The 19,802-nt window shown below is 58.6% G+C and carries 17 protein-coding genes; 16 read left to right on the plus strand and 1 reads right to left on the minus strand.

Translation table 11 applies throughout. The features are described from left to right. Positions 1-21: 21 nt before the first annotated feature. Complete coding sequence (locus BSG20_RS09130) at positions 22-2,901, plus strand: tetratricopeptide repeat protein (protein WP_072373817.1); 2,880 nt, start codon at positions 22-24, stop codon at positions 2,899-2,901. Positions 2,902-2,925: 24 nt separating this feature from the next. Next, the gene (locus BSG20_RS09135) at positions 2,926-4,218 is read left to right on the plus strand and encodes a tetratricopeptide repeat protein (RefSeq protein WP_072373820.1); all 1,293 of its coding nucleotides are present in this window, start codon (positions 2,926-2,928) and stop codon (positions 4,216-4,218) included. A gap of 40 nt (positions 4,219-4,258) precedes the next feature. Here BSG20_RS09135 and BSG20_RS09140 read toward each other — a convergent pair whose 3' ends face one another. Next, positions 4,259-5,146 (minus strand): right-handed parallel beta-helix repeat-containing protein, encoded by an 888-nt coding sequence (locus tag BSG20_RS09140; RefSeq protein WP_244541300.1) that lies wholly within the window; start codon positions 5,144-5,146, stop codon positions 4,259-4,261. Positions 5,147-5,545: 399 nt separating this feature from the next. Here BSG20_RS09140 and BSG20_RS09145 point away from each other — a divergent pair, with 399 nt between their 5' ends. The 14 genes from BSG20_RS09145 to BSG20_RS09210 all read left to right on the plus strand — a co-directional run bounded on the left by BSG20_RS09145 (position 5,546) and on the right by BSG20_RS09210 (position 19,770). Beyond that, positions 5,546-5,917, plus strand: a complete 372-nt coding sequence (locus tag BSG20_RS09145) for a hypothetical protein (RefSeq protein ID WP_072373825.1) — start codon at positions 5,546-5,548, stop codon at positions 5,915-5,917. A gap of 719 nt (positions 5,918-6,636) precedes the next feature. Then, a complete protein-coding gene (locus tag BSG20_RS09150) occupies positions 6,637-8,076 on the plus strand; it encodes an exopolysaccharide biosynthesis polyprenyl glycosylphosphotransferase (protein WP_072373828.1) in 1,440 nt (479 codons plus the stop codon). Between the two features lie 49 nt (positions 8,077-8,125). Further along, positions 8,126-9,175, plus strand: a complete 1,050-nt coding sequence (rfbB, locus tag BSG20_RS09155) for a dTDP-glucose 4,6-dehydratase (protein ID WP_072373831.1) — start codon at positions 8,126-8,128, stop codon at positions 9,173-9,175. After that, positions 9,172-10,068 (plus strand): dTDP-4-dehydrorhamnose reductase, encoded by an 897-nt coding sequence (gene rfbD, locus BSG20_RS09160; RefSeq protein ID WP_072373834.1) that lies wholly within the window; start codon positions 9,172-9,174, stop codon positions 10,066-10,068. The genes rfbB and rfbD overlap by 4 nt, the downstream gene beginning before the upstream one ends. Further along, positions 10,065-10,949: a glucose-1-phosphate thymidylyltransferase RfbA gene (rfbA, locus tag BSG20_RS09165; RefSeq protein ID WP_024314411.1), complete on the plus strand. Its 885-nt coding sequence runs from the start codon at positions 10,065-10,067 to the stop codon at positions 10,947-10,949. The genes rfbD and rfbA overlap by 4 nt, the downstream gene beginning before the upstream one ends. Continuing rightward, positions 10,946-11,506: a dTDP-4-dehydrorhamnose 3,5-epimerase gene (gene rfbC, locus BSG20_RS09170; protein ID WP_072373837.1), complete on the plus strand. Its 561-nt coding sequence runs from the start codon at positions 10,946-10,948 to the stop codon at positions 11,504-11,506. The genes rfbA and rfbC overlap by 4 nt, the downstream gene beginning before the upstream one ends. Before the next feature lie 70 nt (positions 11,507-11,576). Beyond that, on the plus strand, positions 11,577-11,960 hold the full coding sequence (locus tag BSG20_RS09175) for a VanZ family protein (protein ID WP_072374023.1): 384 nt from the start codon (positions 11,577-11,579) through the stop codon (positions 11,958-11,960). A 102-nt stretch (positions 11,961-12,062) separates the two neighbouring features. Beyond that, complete coding sequence (locus tag BSG20_RS09180) at positions 12,063-13,100, plus strand: LacI family DNA-binding transcriptional regulator (protein ID WP_037118704.1); 1,038 nt, start codon at positions 12,063-12,065, stop codon at positions 13,098-13,100. Positions 13,101-13,438: 338 nt separating this feature from the next. Then, on the plus strand, positions 13,439-14,473 hold the full coding sequence (locus BSG20_RS09185) for a Gfo/Idh/MocA family protein (RefSeq protein WP_072373840.1): 1,035 nt from the start codon (positions 13,439-13,441) through the stop codon (positions 14,471-14,473). Between the two features lie 11 nt (positions 14,474-14,484). After that, entirely contained in the window at positions 14,485-15,387 is a 903-nt protein-coding gene (locus BSG20_RS09190) for a sugar phosphate isomerase/epimerase family protein (RefSeq protein WP_072374025.1), read from the plus strand. A gap of 65 nt (positions 15,388-15,452) precedes the next feature. Further along, positions 15,453-16,691 carry an ABC transporter substrate-binding protein gene (locus tag BSG20_RS09195; RefSeq protein WP_072373843.1) on the plus strand — a complete coding sequence of 413 codons (1,239 nt, stop codon included), beginning with the start codon at positions 15,453-15,455 and terminating at the stop codon, positions 16,689-16,691. Between the two features lie 285 nt (positions 16,692-16,976). Next, positions 16,977-17,879, plus strand: a complete 903-nt coding sequence (locus tag BSG20_RS09200; RefSeq protein WP_072373846.1) for a carbohydrate ABC transporter permease — start codon at positions 16,977-16,979, stop codon at positions 17,877-17,879. After that, entirely contained in the window at positions 17,876-18,703 is an 828-nt protein-coding gene (locus BSG20_RS09205; protein ID WP_072373849.1) for a carbohydrate ABC transporter permease, read from the plus strand. Before BSG20_RS09200 ends, BSG20_RS09205 begins: the two co-directional genes overlap by 4 nt. Then, on the plus strand, positions 18,700-19,770 hold the full coding sequence (locus tag BSG20_RS09210; protein ID WP_072373852.1) for an ABC transporter ATP-binding protein: 1,071 nt from the start codon (positions 18,700-18,702) through the stop codon (positions 19,768-19,770). The genes BSG20_RS09205 and BSG20_RS09210 overlap by 4 nt, the downstream gene beginning before the upstream one ends. Positions 19,771-19,802: the final 32 nt, after the last annotated feature.

Below are 19,802 nucleotides of genomic sequence, written 5' to 3' on the forward strand. Positions count from 1 at the left end.
AAACAATGAGGTAGCGTTTAAATGGCGAACGGAAACGAGATTTGGAGTGCGGCCGTCGGCCGCCGGCTTGGGAGTTTCCGAAAGACCGCGCTCGCAGCGACGCTTGCCTTTTGCGCGCCAGGTCTTGCAACGAACACCCTTGCCGCCACCGCCACTGAGACATTGATTCCACTGAGCCCGGATTTCGACTATTCGCAGATCTGTGTCGCGCCGCCTGCGGTGCCTGCGCCGCGCAACTGGAGCCGTTGGGACGGCAAGAGCCAAAGCACGATCTCGCCCGACGACATGCTGCGGGACGCGCAAACGCTCTTCAACCCCTACAGTCGATATCAGACAAGCCCGGCGACCGCTGAACGCATGGCCCTTTACCTGAGCCAGGTGCCTTTTGCCGGAGCAGGTCGCGCACTCCATCTCTACGGTCGCATTCTGGCGGATGACGACGATGCCTCTTTGCGCGCCGATGAAATCGTCAGGGCCGAGGCCGCGGCAATCAAACGCGGGACGATCGAGGCGGGAACCTTTCTCGGCCGGCTCTATCGCGAAGGCGAGGTCGTGCCGGCCGACCTCAAGACGTCACAAGCATACCTGACTGCGGCAGCAAATGCCGGCGATCCGAACGCCGAGCTTGAGCTTGCGCGCCTCTACTACCGCAATCCTCAACTTGCAGAGACCGCCGACACCAGCCGGGTTTATCTGAACCGTGCGATCTCGAAGATGTCCGAAAGGCTAGGCACCGGCGATTGTAGCGTCCTGACCGGTTTTGCCGACATCCTGGTCGATCCCGATTTGGGGCTCGATGACAAACAGACCTCGGCAGAATGGCTGCAAGCTGCCGTGAAGCTCGGTGATGTCAGGGCAATGTCAACATTGGCGCGCCGCTACCTGCAAGACAATGGCGTCGCTGCCAATCATGAGCGGGCAATCGGGCTGCTGAGGCAAGCGTCGGCGCTTGGACATGCAGCAAGCCGGCTGACCCTTGCTGATCTTCTGCTTTCGACCTCACAACAAGGTAGCGGCAAGGACGAAGCATTCAAACTGCTGGCTCAGGAAGCAGAGCGCAACAACCCGCGCGCATATGAAATGAAAGCCGCCTACTATCGTGGTGCTTACGGGGCCGGAACAGATCCCGGTCTCGAGCTGCAAAGCCTACAGAAGGCGGCTGTGCTGCCGGACGCCAGCCTTCGCACACTGGAGCAACTCGGCATCATCTATGCGCGCGGCAGCGCTGGCGCACCAAATTTCGAGCTCGCCAAGCAAACGCTGACCAAGGCCGCCGATCTTGGCTCGTCGCGTTCCGCATTCGAGCTCTACAACCTTGCCTCAGGTGAAAAGCCATCGATAAGGCTGGACAAGGATCCACTGGACTATTTGAAAGCTGCCGCCGACCACGGCCTCGGCGTTGCAATGAGCGAGCTGTCATCTCTCTATTCCTGTGGAACGGGTGTCGAGAAGGACCGTGCCAAGGCACGCGTCTGGCTTGAAAAGGCGGCAGCCGCAGGCAACGCGGCAAGCCTCTTGACGCTTGCAGACGAGGCTTTTGCCAAACGCACACCCGATGGTGATGCGGCAGCGGTCGACTATCTCGTGCAAGCGGCGAAGCAAGGCGATGTCGAAGCCATGATGCGTGTCAGCCGCTCTTACCGTGACGGCCGGGGAACACCGAAGGATGCGGCCGCGGCCAAGACCTGGCACCAGCGCGCCATGACAGCTGATCCTGGAGTTGCGACGCTGACCGAGGCGCGAGCCCTTCTGTGGCCGGATGCCTTAGAGGAGCGCGACGCTATCACGGCAAGAGCGATGCTGGAGGCATCGGCCCCGACCGGAAATCCGGACGTGCTCTTCGAACTGGCAAGGCTTTACATCGACCCCGATCCAACACTCGAGCCAGATCCCAAGAGGGCCACATCCCTCTTCGTCGAGGCGGCGTCCAGGGGCAGCATCGCGGCCATGCTGCGGCTGGTGGACATGAAGGTAGCGGCCGCCGACGGCGGCGGAGCGGATTGGCAGCGATGGCTCGCCCGCGCCAACGCGTCTGGCGATTTGCGCGCGCTCCTCAAGCGAGCCGAACTTGAAGGCGACACCGAGCGCCAGGCAACCGTTTTGAAAACCGCCCTCAGCCGGCCGCTTTGCCTGGAGAAGGAAAAGATACAGGTTGCCTTGGCGATGCGAACCATGCCGCAATTCAGGCAGGACTATCTCGGTCTGTTCGATCAAGTGATGGCCGAGCCAACGAAGGATCCAAGTACGCAGTACCAGGTTGCCCGTTTTCTGCTGAATGAGCGGCCGGCCGAAAAGGCACGGGCAATCGAGCTCATGAAGGACGCTGCCGAGGGCGGAAAGCGCGAGGCCATGCGCGAGATCGGCCGAATGTATGGCACCGGCGAGGGTCTGCCGGTGGATGACAAGAACAGCTACATGTGGCTGCTGAAAAGCGCGCGGCTCGGCGACGAGGGGGCCCTGGAAAGCCTGGTGACGGAGATCCTGTCGCAGCAGACCACGCTCGCCGACCCGACAAGCGGCGACGAGAAGGTGGAAGCGCTGCTGCGCGATCTCGCAGCGCAGAATTCACCGCAGGTCGCAACCCTTCTGTCCAAGCTTTATCTGCGGCTTTCCGAAGGCAGCCCCGCGTTCACGCAAGCGGCCAAAACTTGGACCCTGAAGGCAGCAACGCTCGGGAATGGAGCCGCCATGCTCAACGTTTCCGATTTCTACGCGGCTGGCACCCACGGGTTCGAGCACTCCGATGCCAAGAGCACTGAATGGCTCTCGAAGGCGGCGCATGCGGGCTACCGCGGCGCTTTTGAGAAATATGCAATCGCGCTGCAGATCGGCTTCGGCACAAAAGCTGATACCGAAGAAGCGCAACGCTGGCTGAGCAAGTCGGTCGACTTGGCAAACTGAAACGTCAATGCAGGAGTAGGCATCATGAAGAGGATGCTACGCATATTGCTGACCGCTCTGATGGCAACGTCAACGCTTGCGACCGCTGAAGCGGCGAAGATCGTGAAGCCGACGCCAAGGCCCGTTATCGAGACATACGCGAATTGGGAGGAGCTGCGGATCGCGAAGGGCTGGCCCGAAGTCGATGCGGCGGTCAAGCTTCCCTTGCCCAAACGTCTGTTGATCGCCACAGCGGCACTTACCACACCCGACCGAAAGGTACGCGATCCCAATTATGGCTTCGCCCTTCTGCTTTCAGGTCCAACGTCGCGGGACGCCACACGGCTTCTCGCCAAGGGCGTCCTGATGAACGAGTATGCCTTTGGGGACAGAACCCCGGCCGTCCTGCGCTCGCTTGCGGCGGAGGCCATGCGTGGGTGCAAGAGCTGCGTGGCGGCCTACGGGTTGATCCAGTACGCCGGGTTGGATGTCCCGCAAAATGACGTGGTCGCCTATAAGTGGTATCGATGGGCAGCTGTTGTCGGGAATGCCAAGGGCATCGAGGCGACAGCGCTCGCTCTTGCCGAAGGCCGCGGCACCCCCAAGAACATCACCGAGGCGAAGAAATGGGCGAACCGACTTGAACGGGCACGCCGAGCAAAGCTCTATACCGAGATTGCCAAGCGCATCGTGCTCAGCAAGACGCCGGACGATGTCGCGGTGAGTTCAGACTTGCTCCTGCAATCGATAGCGCTCAATCCGCTGGACGCCGGCAGACCCGCCAAGCAATTGCTCAATCTCGATTACCCACCATCGGTACAGGACGAAGCGATGGCTGCCATCCGGGCGGAGGGACGGGCGGCCGATCCAAATGCGCTGAAGGTGATGGCACAGGTCCTGTGGAAGAAAGACAAGCCGGAGGCAGTCGACGAGGCAATTTCGATATTCCAGACCCTGGCGGAACGCGGCAACGCTGATGCCATCGATTATCTGTCACGGGCTCTGTCGCGTTCCGACGTCGACAAGAGCCGGAAGGACCGGATCATCGGCAGTCTTCAGACGGCTGCAGCCAGCGGATACGCGAAAGCCTCAAAGGTGCTTGGCAATGCCTATTACTACGGCACCGGCGTCGATGCCTCGCTTGAGAAGGCACAGACCTATCGCGAAAGCGCAGCCAAACAGAATGATCCGGAGGCGCAATATCTTCTGGGCATGATGATGCTTCAGTCGACCGACAACCAGCAGGACGACGCGACAGGTCGGCAGTGGTTGGAGAAGTCAGCAGCGGGCGGATATCCCCTGGCGCAGGCCGCGCTTCAGAAGCTGTCATCCAATTGAGAAGCGGGCCGAGACACCTGGCTGCCGGCGGCAGCAACCGTCAGCATTTGGCGAGTGGTTCGACCGGTACCTTGCCCTTCTTCTTTTCCTTCCTTTCGGAATTGCTCTGCGAGGTGTTGCCGCACACCTTGCCCTGTGGACCGCGCTCTGCGCGCACGACCGCTACTCCGACTTTGCGAAACGTATTGCCATAGACATCGTTGTTGAGGCCGTCCTTGTCGCTATCACCACCCAGACGCACGCCAGCGCCTCGCACATTGCTAACCGTGTTGTAGCGGAAGACGTTGTTGTTGCCGCGAGAATCGAAGCCACCCGAGTTCTTGTCTTTCTGGCCGGAACATTGATTGTGCTCGACGATGTTACGGCTTGACCCCTCCTTGATATCAACGCACTCGTTGCCCTTGGTGTCGATCACATTGTGATGAACGTGATTGGCGTCTGAGGCGTCGACGGATCGGTCCGGAGCTCCATGAGCGCCCCGCTGCTCCGGCGCCGTGCCAATGTAGATGCCCTCGCCGTTCTTGCCTCCATCGTTGAAGGCGAAGTCGTAGCGGCCGCAATTGTTGATCTGCGAATAGGCAATCTCGTTTCGACGCGTCTGGTAGCGCAGCCTGATGCATTCACCACCGGCATTTTTGACGGACATGTTCAATATTCGCAAACCGGTTACGCCGTCTCCACGCGCCTTGCCGATGACATAGATGAGCTTATCGCGATAACTCCTCTTGTTGTTACCGGCGCCGACCTTTCCATCGACGGTGAATCCGCGCAGCACGGTATAATCGTGGTTGATTTCGATCACCCGCGGCGCGCCGGATCCTTTGACGATTGCCGACCGAGGACCGGTGATCACGATCGGTTTGCCGGGCTTGCCGTTTCGGACCGTCTTGAAATCTTCATAGTACACCCCGGGTTTGAGCCGGATCACATCACCTGGCTCTGCTTTATTGAGGGCAGCCTGAATGCTGTGCCGTGGCGATGGAGAAACATCAATTGTCGCCGCGAAACTCGCACCGGCGAACGCCGCGCAGCTGCAGAAAACCGACATGCGTGCGACAAGAAAAGACGCCAAAAATCCATGAGCCATTGTGAACCTCTTCGCATTCGCCAAAGGATTTAGCTGTCGGTGAAAGCAGTGTCTCCCGAAGGAAAGTTCAAAGTACATCCATGCCCACTGGCACATAGAAAGAATTTCTCACAAGACTATGTCAAATCATTGATAGGAGCTCGGATAATCTCTCGTTTTTCTTTTTGAAATTCGAAAAAATCTTGTCGATTAACTTGCGTTAATATAGCTTTACATTGTTGACAACGAAGGAGCTGAACCATGTTGAGATTATCCCTTGTCGTCTCCGCCCTACTGTCATTGTCGGTGCCCTACGCTTTCGCCGACAGCCCTTGGTACCAGATTATTCCGGTACCAAACGCGCCAGGCTGCAAGGTCCTTGCCGACCCGAATGGCAGGCCAATTCAACAACGATACGAAAAAGGCGGGGCACGCATCTATGCCATCGGTGGCAAGGCATGTCCGGAAAAATTCCCGGGAGAAAGCTACGCCACGATTTCGACCGCGCGGTCGATCACGACGGATGGAAACTTCGCGCGTATCATAACCAAGACGCGCAAATTGGTGGTCAGCCGCGGGGGCACGGGCAACCACTATCAGTTCGCAATCAACAAGCTTGATGCGGTGAGATAGCCGCGCCCGGCTGGAAACGGCGCTGGAGCGAAGACGTTGGTCCGTTCGCACAAGTCCGATTGCCATCAGCAAGCGGGCTCCGGCGCCAACCAGTCGTCGAGCGCCTAGGCGTCAAATGCGAACGCGGTTTGGGCCGCTGTCGCGGGCGACGAGCCCCAAAAAAAATCATCCAGTTTCGCGGGCGACCGGAGGATGTTTCAAGACGCGCTCATGCGTGTGGCAAATAGCGTTCTTGAGGACGCCCCAGTCGTTATTGCCAGTCGTGGCTTGAGCCATCGGCATCGTTTGGAATTCTGTGTCGTTGTCGATTGCGATGAGGCGCAAATGGCGCGCAACAGCTGTCCGCCCATACCTTAAAAGACCTGCCTGACGACCAACCTTGGTCGCTGTGTACGCAAGTGGAACCCGGTGCGAGCGTTTACTCGAGAGGGCGATAATGCGTATCTCGTCGATAGCTTCGGCGTCATCTAACTGGTTGAATCGACTAACTTATATCGAGCGGCGTGGTGAAAGAGGACACCGCACGCGCAGCTTGACGTCAGCAGCAGACAATAGATTCCTTCGTTTCCTACAAGTATCCAGAATATATTTAAAGTATAACATAAGTAAAATTTTCTTTTTAAAAGGCATCTCTCGTTACGCAATAAGGCGTATTCGAGGATAATTGTTGCGTACGTTCAACTCATGTTAACTATTAGGCAGGGTTGAGGGTGTGAAACATGACCATTCCAGTCGAGCATAACTGGGACCCGCACCTTTCCGTCAAGAGCGACCGGAGATGGTTCGGTTTCAATAGCTTTGCGATCACCGGCATTGCGGCGACGTTCGATTTTATTCTTCTCCTCGCGGCAAGCGCCGCGGGCCATCTGTGTTACGAACGGATTGTCTTTGGTGGTCTTGCTGACCCGTCACTTTACGTTGGGATCGGCCTGCTCGTTGCCACGATTTTTGTGCTGGCCATGTTTGGCGTCCATGCCTATCGGCCCGGCGAGATGCTCTCGTTCCGCCGCCAGTTGGTGTTGATTTCCGCACTTCTGCCCGCGGTGCTTTTGTTCCTTCTGGCCGTGATCCTGTTCCTAAAACTCGACACGACAGTATCTCGGGGTGCAATCATAATGACGTCGGTTCTCTCCATGGGTGGACTGATCACTTTGCGCCTGTTCTGGCACCACCATCTCCACAGCGCCGTTGCACGCGCTGCCTTTCCCACCCGTCGCGTCCTTTTGATTTGCCCAGGCACGATGCCGACCGAACCTGTCGTTCAACGTGCCGCTCTTAGCGGTCTTTCCGTCAAGTACACGATGCGGATCGCCGAGGCCGATCTCGCCCTTGCGTCAACCAGCGACGCCTATGAGAAACATGGCATAGCCGAGGTCGATGAGGTGCTGGTTGCCTGGAGTGACTATGCGAATTTGCGTGCCCTGGAAGAGTGCCTGATCACCCTGCGCCAATTCTGTGTGCCGGTGAGCGTCATGTTCGGCGGCATCGTTGGCGACGTCGTCGAAGGCTTCGCGCAGACCGTCGGCGAACGGCGTGTATTTCAGACACACCGCCCGCCACTCGACGTTTACGAGCGCGGGCTGAAAAGAGCGTTCGATATCGTCTTTTCGATTGCCGCCCTGGTGCTCATGTTTCCGATCTGCACCGTGGTCGCGGTCGCCATAAAGCTCGACAGTCCCGGACCGGTCTTTTTCGCGCAATCTCGAAAGGGCTACAGCGGCCGCGCATTTCGCATCCTCAAGTTTCGCAGCATGTCCGTAATGGAGGATTCCACTGACGTGCGCCAGGCGACACGCAACGATCCTCGCGTCACTCGAGTTGGCAGCTTCATTCGATCAACCAGCCTGGACGAACTGCCTCAATTCTGGAATGTCCTTCGAGGCGACATGTCGGTGGTCGGGCCGCGCCCACATGCGTTGGTTCACGATGATCTCTACGGAGCCCTTATCGCTCACTATGCCTCACGTCGGCATGTCAAACCGGGACTAACGGGCTGGGCTCAGATCAACGGATGCCGAGGCGAAACTCCGACTGTGGATCGGATGGCTGATCGTGTTCGCCATGACATCTGGTACATCAATAACTGGTCGCTGTGGCTCGATCTGAAAATAGTCTTTTTGACAATGGTCTGCATGGTTGACCGCCGCAACGTCTACTAGGTAGTCATCGTTGGCGAGTATTTGCGTTCGTGTGAAGGGTGTGTAAGCGATGATTTTGGTGACTGGCGGCGCCGGTTTTATCGGCTCGAACTTCATTCTTGACTGGCTGGCTCAGAGCGACGAGCCGGTTCTTAACCTCGACGCGCTGACCTATGCTGGCAATCGTGAGAATTTAGCCTCGCTCACGGGAGACGCCAGATACACATTCGTCCATGGAAGCATTGGAGACGGTCCGCTCGTAGCCAACCTGATGACGCGATACCAACCGCGCGCAATCGTGAACTTCGCTGCCGAAAGTCATGTCGACCGCTCGATCCACGGGCCCGAGGACTTCATTCAGACCAACATCGTGGGTGCATTCCGCTTGCTGGAAGCAGCCCGAGCCTATTGGGTCGGGTTAAGGGATCGCCAGGAGTTTCGTTTCCTACACATCTCGACCGATGAGGTTTTCGGCACACTGCAGGCCGGTGATCCTGCCTTCGACGAGCAAAATCAGTACCAGCCCAACAGCCCTTACTCCGCCAGCAAAGCTGCTGCGGACCATCTGATGCGAGCCTACCATCACACCTATGGCCTGCCCGTGTTGACCACCAATTGCTCCAACAACTACGGTCCATTTCACTTTCCGGAAAAGCTCATTCCTCTCGTCATTCACAACGCCATTTCAGGTCGCCCATTGCCGCTCTACGGCGATGGGCGGCAAATTCGCGACTGGCTCTATGTAAAGGATCACTGCAGCGCAATTCGGCGAGTGTTGGATGCAGGCCTGCCGGGGCAGACCTACAATATCGGCGGCTGGAACGAGCGGACGAATCTTGAGGTCGTGATGATGCTGTGCGACGTGCTTGACGAACTTGAGCCAAAAGCCGATGGCAGCTCCTATCAGGAACAGATCACATTCGTGACCGATCGTCCAGGTCACGACCGGCGCTATGCGATCAACGCGCGCAAGATTGAAGCAGAGTTGGGTTGGCGGCCAGCCGAGACGTTCGAGACCGGCATCAGGAAGACCGTTCGCTGGTATCTGGATCATCCGGACTGGGTACGCAATGTCACCTTGGGCAGCTACCGCAACTGGATCGCAAAGCAATACGCATGAACATCCTGCTGCTTGGCAAGAACGGCCAGGTGGGCCGCGAACTTCATCGAACGCTTCTTCCGCTCGGTGCGGTGACGGCGCTGGAACGGCGAGACGTCGACATGGCGGCGACTGACACCCTGCCTGCGATCTTGGAAGCTTATGCGCCCGATCTCATCGTCAACGCAGCCGCCTGGACTCAGGTTGATCGCGCAGAATCGACGCCGGATGCCGCTTTTCGGGTCAATGCCGATGCGCCAAAGATTATCGCTCGGTTTGCCCGCGACCGCCGTGCGACGCTCATTCATTACTCGACAGACTACGTATTCGACGGCCGCAAAGACGGGCCATACGTCGAAAGTGACGACACCAATCCGCTGAACGTCTACGGGCAATCAAAGCGAGCAGGCGAGCAAGCGATCAAGGCATCAGGCTGCAGGTTCGTTATACTGCGGACGAGCTGGGTTTTCTCGGCGACGGGTGCCAATTTCATCAACACCATCCTTCGCTTGGCGCGAGAACGGCCGACGCTGCGTATTGTTGCCGACCAGTTTGGCGCGCCGACATCAGCCGAACTTATCGCCGACGTTACGGCGCTGGCGGTGGCAGCTCATCGCCAAGGGCAATTTGACAGCGGCATTTATCATCTGACGGCGCAGGGCCAAACCAGCTGGCATGAACTTGCATCCTATGCCGTTCGACGTGCCCGTGAACTGGGGTTCACCCTGCGGACTGAGGTTGGCGACATCGAGCCCATCGCGACGAAGGAATACCCGCTGCCTGCAGCGCGGCCGCGGAACTCTTTGCTCAACAGCGATGCACTCGCCAGTCGCCTAGGATTGGATCTGCCGCACTGGACCGTGCACGTAGACAGGATGCTTGATCAACTCAAAGAACGGGAGCCGCACACGTGACTCGAAAAGGCATCATCCTCGCCGGCGGTTCCGGCACCCGCCTGCATCCCGCAACGTTGGCGATCAGCAAGCAGTTGCTGCCGGTCTTCGACAAACCGATGATCTACTATCCGCTGAGCACGCTGATGCTCGCGGGAATTCGAGACATACTCGTCATATCGACCCCGCAGGATACCCCGCGCTTTGAGGCGTTGCTGGGGACCGGCGAGCAATGGGGCATCAACTTCTCCTATGCCGTACAGCCGTCGCCCGATGGCCTGGCCCAGGCCTTCGTCATCGGCGAGGACTTTCTCGAAGGATCACCGAGCGCCCTTGTACTCGGCGATAATATTTTCTACGGACATGACCTGCCGCTTCTGCTTGCCAGCGGTATGTCGCGCACAAGCGGCGCAACCGTCTTCGCCTACCATGTGCTCGATCCCGAACGCTACGGTGTCGTCGAGTTCGACGGAGCAAACAGGGCCCTATCAATCGAGGAAAAGCCGTCTCGAGCGAAATCGAACTATGCCGTAACAGGGCTTTATTTCTATGACGAGAGGGCTGTCGAGTATGCCAGGCAGCTCAAGCCCTCGGCGCGGGGCGAGCTAGAGATTACCGACCTTAACAGCCGCTACCTGAATGACGGCAGCCTGACCGTGGAAATCATGGGTCGAGGCTATGCCTGGCTCGATACGGGTACTCACGACTCTTTGCTTGACGCCGGCCAGTTCATTTCGACGCTGGAACACCGCCAAGGTCTGAAGGTCTCCTGCCCAGAGGAGATTGCCTTCCGAAACGGCTGGATCGACGGTGGGCATCTCGAGCGCCTTGCTGCACCGCTTGCCAAAAGCGGCTATGGCAAATACCTGCTGCGGCTTGTGGCGGAGGCCGGCAATCAATGAAGGTAACATCGCTGGCGATCGCTGACGTGTTGCTGATCGAGCCGACGGTCTATGGCGACGATCGCGGCTTTTTCTTCGAGAGCTTCAATCAGGCGCAGTTTAATGCGCTTGTCGGTCAAGACCTCACCTTCGTGCAGGACAACCACTCCAAATCGGCAAGGGGCGTGCTGCGAGGACTGCACTACCAGATCAAACAACCGCAGGGAAAACTGGTGCGCGTCGTCGACGGAGAGGTGTTTGACGTTGCCGTCGACCTGCGTAAGGCGTCGCCGACCTTCGGCCAATGGGTCGGGGAAACCCTGTCGGCTGACAACAAACGGCAACTCTGGATTCCGGCCGGTTTCGCCCATGGCTTTCTTGTGCTCTCCCAGTCGGCGCAGTTCCTCTACAAGACCACGGATTTCTATTCGCCGGAGAACGAGCGGGCGATTATTTGGAATGACCCCACGCTGAACATTCGCTGGCCGATCGATACGATGCCCATTCTTTCGAGGAAGGATGCGGTGGCGCAGGCGTTCCCAGATGCGGAAGTCTTCACCGATTCACTGGATTCTTGAATTCGCTTTCGTCGCATAGTTGAAACCTTGCTAGCGCTTCTGCATGTTCCTGCAAAGTGGCGACAAGAGGATGTCTTTCGTGTCCGACCAAATTCTCAGTGGGTTGCACCTGGTCGTCGTTGCGCAAGCAATCGCATGGGCGCTGCTTGCCTTCATTCTCGTCGTGACGATTGCCCCCATCAGCTTGCGCCCGCGAACGATCACCCGCGTCAACCTCGACAGAAGCCTCGCTTTCGCGGCCATGGCGTTCTTCTTCGTCCTCGGCTATTCACACTCGGCGGCACTGGTCGGTGTCACCTGTGTGATCGGCGCGGGCATTTCGGAATTGCTGCAGCTCTTGTCGCCGTCGCGCCATGCACGACTGCCAGACGCAATGGCGAAATCGACCGGAGCGGCGGCCGGCGCCCTCGTGGCGATGGTGGCGCTGGCGACATCCGGCGCAATGGCAATTTGAATACCGGGCGCCGCATCGCTCTCGCAAGGACGCTTTCCGGAAACGTTTTAGTATGGCAGATAGGAAGACAAAACGTTCCATCGGGGAGGAAGATTGCCGCAGATGAAGGGTATTCGCCAACTCGCCAAGCATCTCGACATTTCAATCGGGACGGTTTCGCGTGCGCTAAACGACAGGCCCGACGTCAACGAGGAGACGCGCAAGCGCGTGCTCGCAGCCGCCGAAGAGCTTGGATATGTGGCGAACCAGTCCGGACGCAGCCTGCGTCAGGGCACGACAAACGTCATCGGCCTGATGATCGAATCCAGCAAGGAGACGGTCGAAAACAGCGACAACTTCTTCCTTGGCGTCACCGGCGGCTTGCAGAGCGTCCTGTCCCGTCACAAGCTTGACCTGCTCATGCTGCCGTGCCCGAATGATGAAGACCCCCACGAATATCTGAAGCGGATGGTCGCGCGGCGGATCGTCGATGCCATGATCATCTCGGCCACGCAGCGCGTCGACAAACGCATCGACCTGCTGGTGAAGGCCAAGATCCCGTTCGTCGCGCTGGGCCGCAGTACATCCGGCGGCAACCACACCTGGATCGATCTTGACTTCGAGGGCGTTGCTGCCTGCGCCGTCGATCGCCTGGTGTCGAAGGGACACCGTCGTATCGCCATCGCCGCGCCATCCAACGATATCAACCTCGGCTACATCTTCGTCGATACCTATCGGCAAGCGCTTGAGCGCCACGGCATCGCCTTCGATCCGTCGCTGGTCATCCGCGTCAAATCGAGTGAGCAGGGCGGCTATCAGGCCGGCCACGAGATGCTGCGGCTCGACAGCAAGCCGACGGCGATCATCCTTATCTATGAGCTCATGGCGATCGGTCTCTACCGGCGTCTGAATGAGGCAGGTATCATTCCCGGCCGCGATCTGGCGGTCATCGGCTTCCGCGAAGAACCGCGCGGCAAATTCCTGCAGCCATCACTCACCTGCTTTCGCATGTCACTGCGCGATCTCGGCGTCGAGCTTGCCGAAACCTTGCTTGCGACAATGCCGGCCTATGCGGCGCATTACCCGAAAGGCGCACGCAACACGATCTGGCCTCTCGAACTCGTCCCCGGAGAAAGCGACGCTTTTTCTCTCAAGGCATAAGCTCGGATGTCTTGCCAGTCTGCTCACTGCAGCGCCCACGGGGCGCAAGTCAGCGTCCTCGTTGCCGACCGACGACCCCGGCGCCGATGATGTCATCTGTTTCAACCATCCAGCCGCAACGCTCGCGAACCGGTGAGCCTTCGAAATCGTTGGGATATTTTTCCATGCTGCGGCGCAATATCGATTTGCCTAAGGGCCCGCATTTGCAGGTGTTTTCCGCAGCATTCTTGCAAGAATCACATGGTATTGACACCGGGAAACGTTTCCGCTTAGTATCGTAAACGTTTACGGGATGCGTTTTGGGGGGAAAAACCGGAAACGATCCACCGGAGGAAATCGTGATTTTGAATGCCGTTCTATGCGGGTGCGGAGCCATGTCCAAGGGTTGGTTGCGCGCTATCAAGGAAAGCCCGGCCCTTAAAGCCGCCATCGAGGTCAGGGGCCTCGTCGACGTCAATCCGGCAGCAGCCGAGGCGCTCGCCGCCGAGTTCGGCCTCGAAGGGGCTGTGATCGGCACAGATCTTGCCGACGTCATTGCAAGGTCCAAGGCCGACATCGTGTTCGACGTCGTCATCCCGACGGCACGTTTCGACGTCGTCTCCACCGCGCTGAAGGCCGGCTGCCACGTCCTCAGCGAAAAGCCGATGGCAACCTCGCTTGCCGAAGGAGCGGCTCTGATCGATCTGGCGGCTGAAACGGGCAAGATCCACGCCATCATCCAGAACCGTCGCTTCATCTCGGGCGTGCGCCGCATGCGCCGCTTTATCGAGAGCGGATCAATCGGTGACCTGACCGCCATCCATTGCGATTTCTTCCTCGGACCGCATTTCGGGGGCTTCCGCGAAGAGATGGACAATGTCCTGCTCCTCGACATGGCGATCCACACTTTCGATGCCGCCCGCTATGTCGCCGACAAGAAGCCGCTCGCCGTCTATTGCGTTGAACGCAACCCCAAAGGCTCCTGGTACAAGCACGGCGCATCTGCCAATGCGACCTTCGAATTTGCCGATGATGTCGTCTTCACCTATCGTGGCTCCTGGTGTGCGGAAGGCGAGCGCACCAGTTGGGAAAGCGAGTGGCGTCTCGTCGGCTCCAAGGGCATGCTGACCTGGGATGGCGCCGATACGTTTAGCGCCGCCGTTGCCGGCGATGAGCCTGGTCTCTTGCATGGCTTTGCGCCCGTAAACGTTCCCGAACCCGCTCACGAGGAAGAAACGCATGGCCATGCCAGCGTCATTTCGAGTTTCGTGGAGGCGATCAACACCGGCAAGCGGCCTGAGACGGCAAGTTCCGACAATATCAGAAGCCTCGCCATGGTCTTCGGCGCGGTCGAGAGCGCCAAGACCGGCAAGCGCATTGAGATTTCAGCATGAGGAAAGAGATTGTGAGCAACCCTGCCAAGTCCATTCGTATCGGCACCATGGTCAGCGCCTCCAAGGGCGACGCCGACAAGCGTATCGGCCAGATTGCCGATATGGGCTTCGAAAGCTTCGAGCCCTTCTTCTGGCAGACGACGAACGGCCAGGATCTTGCCGAACTTGGCAAGCGCTGCGTCGATGCTATCGGCGATCGTGACATCACCATTTCGACGCTTGGCATGTTCGGCAATCCGCTTGAGACCGCCGACATCGACCTTCAGACACTGCAGGGCTGGAAGGATTGCATCGACAACGCCCACCATTTCGGGGCAACCTGTGTTGCCGGCTTTACCGGCCGCATCCGCAACAAGCCGCTGACCGACAGCCTTCCGCGTTACAAGGAAATCTTCAGTGAGCTTGCCAAGCGTGCAGCCGACAAGGGCATTAAGATCGCCTTCGAAAACTGCGCCATGGACGGCAACTGGGCGACCGGTGACTGGAACATCGCGCACAACCCGGATGCCTGGGAATTGATCTTCAACGAAACGCCGGACGATCATATCGGTCTGGAATGGGAGCCCTGCCATCAGATGGTCTATCTGATCGAGCCGCTGCCGCAGATCCGCAAGTGGGCAAAAAAGATCTTCCACGTGCACGGCAAGGACGCGACGATCCGCTGGGATGTCATCAAGGAGCACGGCATCTTCGGCAGGGAAAAGTTCGTCTTCATGCGCACGCCGGGCTTTGGCGACAGCAACTGGACGGACGTTATTTCCGAACTGCGGCTTGCCGGCTGGTCCGGCTCGATCGACATCGAAGGCTGGCACGACCCGGTCTACCGCGACGATCTGGAACTGACCGGTCAGGTCTACGCATTGAACCATCTCAAGCATGCCCGGGGCGGCGACTTCGTCGTCGATCCGGTCTGATGACATCGTGGCCGGCGAGGAGGAATCGCCGGCTTCCGACAGGATAACCACAAAGGAGGAGAACTATGGGTATCCGCAAGTTTGCAGTAATCGGCGCTTTGGCGCTGGCAGGCGTTTCTCTCTTCGGCCTGGCCGCCAAGGCCGAGGATGTCACCATCACGGTCTGGTCGCTGGACAAGGATGTCCAGCCGGCGCCGAACCTGGTGAAGGAATTCAACGCGCTGAACAACGGCATCAAGATCGAATATCGCGAGATCCAGTTCGACGATGTTGTCAGTGAGGCGATGCGCGCTTATTCCACCGGTCAGGCGCCAGATATCATCGCTGTCGACAATCCGGAACATGCAATGTTCGCCTCGCATGGCGCGTTCCTCGATCTCACCGACATGATCGCCAAGTCCTCGGTGATCAAGAAGGAAAACTATTTCCCTGGTCCGCTGAACTCGGTCACCTGGGACAGCAAGCTCTTCGGCGTGCCGAAAGCAACCAATACGATTGCGCTCTACTACAATGTCGACATGTTCAAGGCCAAGGGCCTCGATCCCGACAAGCCGCCGCACACCTGGGATGAACTGGTGGATACGGCCCGCAAGCTGAACGATCCGGCGAAGAACGTTTATGGTCTGGCTTTCTCGGCCAAGGCGAACGAGGAAGGCACTTTCCAGTTCCTGCCTTGGGCGCAGATGGGAGGGGGTGGCTATGACCACATCAATACAGCTGGCGCCGTCAAGGCGCTGGAAACCTGGAAGACCATCCTCGACGAGAAGCTTGCTTCGCCTGACACGCTGACCCGCGGACAGTGGGACTCGACCGGTACCTTCAATTCCGGCAATGCGGCGATGGTGATTTCCGGCCCGTGGGAACTCGACCGCATGTCGCAGGAAGCCAAGTTCGACTGGCGCGTGACGCTGATGCCCGTGCCGAAGGACGGCGTCGAGCCGTCTTCCGCGATGGGCGACTTCAACTGGGCGATCTTCGCCAGTACCAAGCATCCGGCCGAGGCCTTCAAGGCGCTCGAATACTTCGCCTCGCAGGATGACAAGATGTTCAAAAACTATGGCCAGCTGCCGGCCCGTTCGGACATCGCCATTCCGCCGACCGGCAATGAGAAGAAGGATGCAGCACTCAAGGTATTCCTCGAGCAGCTGAAATACGCCAAGCCGCGCGGTCCGCATCCGCAGTGGCCGAAGATATCTAAGGCGATCCAGGACGCCATCCAGTCCGCGCTTACGGGGCAGGCCACGCCGCAGGCTGCTCTCGACCAGGCAGCCCAGACCATCAAGGGTATCCTCGGCGAAGGCTGAGATCGGCCTGACGTGCCGCCGGATTGTCGTCCGGCGGCACCGCCAAGGACACGGATTGTCGTGTTATTGTTCTTCGGACATCTTCCTCTCAAGGGAGAGGGTGGAGACTGTGGTGGCGCTCCCTCCCGGCACTCTCTGCTCTTGCTTGCGCGGCACGGATCTTGACGTCGCGGTTCGGCAAGCATCTGCTCTCTTCCTTGAGAGGAAGGTGCCCGGAGGGGCATTCAGAAAATATGGACATTCGAAGCATATCGCGTCGAATGTATGGGTCAGGAGCCTTGGAGTATGAGGACTGTTGCCAGCGGAATAAGAGACGGAAAGGGGTTTGACGTCACACTTGCGGCCATTCCCTTTGCATTTCTGTTTTTCCTGTCGTTCCTGCCGCTTGTCTACAACGTGCTGATGAGCCTGCAACAGGTTGATATGTTCAGTCTCGCGCAGGTGTTCCGCCCCTTTGTCGGCTTGAAGAACTATCAGGAAGTGTTCGCACGGCCGGAAGCCTGGCTGGTTATGAAGAACACAGTGGTCTTCGTCGTCGCGTCGATCGCCGGACAGTTCCTTATCGGCTTCGGGCTGGCGCTGTTCTTCTGGATCGGTTTTCCCGGATCGTCCTGGCTGCGCGGCCTGTTTCTTGTTTCGTGGGTGATGCCCGGCCTCGTGGTCGGCGCGATCTGGAATCTGATCCTGTCGGGCGATTTCGGCGTGCTGAACTACCTGCTCAAGAGCCTGTCGATCACAAATGCCAACATCTTCTGGCGCTCAGATCCGGCCTATTCGCTGTGGGCGGTGATTATCGCCAATATCTGGCTCGGCGTGTCCTTCAACATGATCCTGCTTTCGGTTGGTCTCTCCTCCATTCCCGGCGACCTCTACGAGGCGGCCGAACTCGACGGCGCCAATGGCTGGCAGCGCTTCTGGACCATCACGCTGCCGATGATGCGTTCGACGATCGGTGCCGTCATCTCGCTCGGCATGATCTTCACATTGCAGCAATTCGATCTATTTGCGGTTATCACATCAGGCGGCCCAAACAATTCCTCCAACGTGGCGCAATACTGGGCGTGGCTTTGGTCCTTCAAGGAGTATGATTTCGCCAAGGGCGCGACGATTTCAGTGGTGATGATCATCGTCGTGATGATCGCCTCGGTCATCTATGTACGTTCGACCCGGCATGAGGTGCGCGGATGAGCGAGACCATGAAGTACCGTCTGCTTTTCGTGATCGCCGTGGTGCTGGCAATCATCTACCTCTTCCCGCTCTACTGGATGTATCTGAGCAGCCTCAAGACCACGTCGGACATGTTCGCGACGCCGCCGACTTTCCGCGCCAGCAATCCGCAATGGCATGTCTATGGTGACGTCTGGTTGGGCCTGAAGATGGGCCACTACATCTGGAATTCGGTGGTGATCGCAACCGGCAGCGTCGCGCTGGTGACGATACTGGGCACCGGGCTTGCTTATGTGCTGGCGCGCTACCGAAACATCTGGATCGATATCGGTCTTTTCCTCGTCCTGATGCTGCAGGTGTTACCCGCCTCGCTGATGATTACGCCGATTTTCGTCGGGTTTTCGCAGATTGGCGTTCTCGACTTCCCACGCTTTGCTGTAATTTTGGCGACAGCGGCGAAAACCATGCCCTTCTTCGTGGTGCTTGTGCGAGCCACTTTCATGAGCGTGCCCCAGGAACTCGAGGAGGCGGCACTGGTCGACGGGAATTCGCGTGTCGGCGCCTTCTTCAACATCGTCCTGCCACTGGCGCGCAACGGCATCCTGGTCGCCGCGATCCTGATCTTCATGCAGGCCTTCGGCGAATTCGTCTATTCGAAGTCGATGATCCAGAACATCGAGCTCCAGCCGTCGAGTGTCGGCCTTTATTCCTTCATCGGCCCAAACACCAGCGAATGGAACAAGATCATGGCTTTCGCCGCGATGTATGTGACGCCGATCCTTGCCATCTTCGTTCTTCTACAGCGCCGGATCGTCTCCGGCCTGACTTCCGGAGCTTTGAAATGACCACACAGATCGAATTGACCGGCGTCAACAAGCATTACGGTGCCTACCATGCGCTGAGGGATATCAACCTTACGATCTCAAAAGGCAGTTTCGTGGCACTTGTCGGCCCGTCGGGCTGCGGCAAATCCACGTTGCTCCGGTCGCTGGCGGGGCTAGAGAAGATTTCCGAAGGCACCTTGCAGATCGCCGGCGAGGTAATGAACGACATGCCGCCGCGCAAGCGTGACATCGCCATGGTGTTCCAGTCCTATGCGCTTTATCCGCATATGACAGTGGCCGAAAACCTGACCTATTCGTTGCGCATGCGTGGCGTATCGAAGGATGAAGCGAGAAAGAAGGCGAACGAGGTGGCGCAGATAACCGGTCTTACCGGACTGCTCGACCGCTATCCACGTCAGCTTTCCGGCGGCCAGCGCCAGCGCGTCGCCATGGGCCGTGCAATCATCCGGCATCCCAAGGCCTTCCTGTTTGACGAGCCGTTATCCAATCTCGATGCGGCACTGCGCGTGTCGATGCGCAAGGAAATCCGCGCGCTGCACGACCGGCTCGGCGCGACGTCCGTCTATGTCACCCACGACCAGATCGAGGCGATGACCATGGCCGACCATGTCGTCGTCATGCGCGAAGGTATCATCGAGCAGCAGGGCAAGCCCCTCGACCTTTATGACAAGCCCGCTAACAAGTTTGTCGCAGGTTTCATCGGTTCGCCCGCCATGAACTTCATTCCGGCTGTGGTCGCAGAGGACGGCAAGAGCCTGACGATCGATCTCGGCAGTGTGAAGCACAAGATCGCGATCGACCATCAAGTCCAAGCCGGCCGCAAGGTCACCGTTGGCCTTCGTCCGGAGCATATCGGGATCACGGCAGCAGGGCAGGGCACATTCGACGTGCCCGTGGCCGTGGTGGAATCGACCGGTTCATCCACCTTCGTCACGGCGGCGACCACACCCGAACTGACGATCGTCGAGACGGGCCGAGGCATCGCGCGGGCACGCGAGAAGATTGGCGTGACCGTCGATCCGTCGCAGCTACATCTTTTCGACGAGACAAGCGGCATCCGACTCTGAACCATTGGCGACCGACCAGACCCGGCCGCCTC

Origin of the sequence: Rhizobium tibeticum (assembly GCF_900110205.1) — a bacterium.
GTDB classification, from domain to species: domain Bacteria; phylum Pseudomonadota; class Alphaproteobacteria; order Rhizobiales; family Rhizobiaceae; genus Rhizobium; species Rhizobium tibeticum.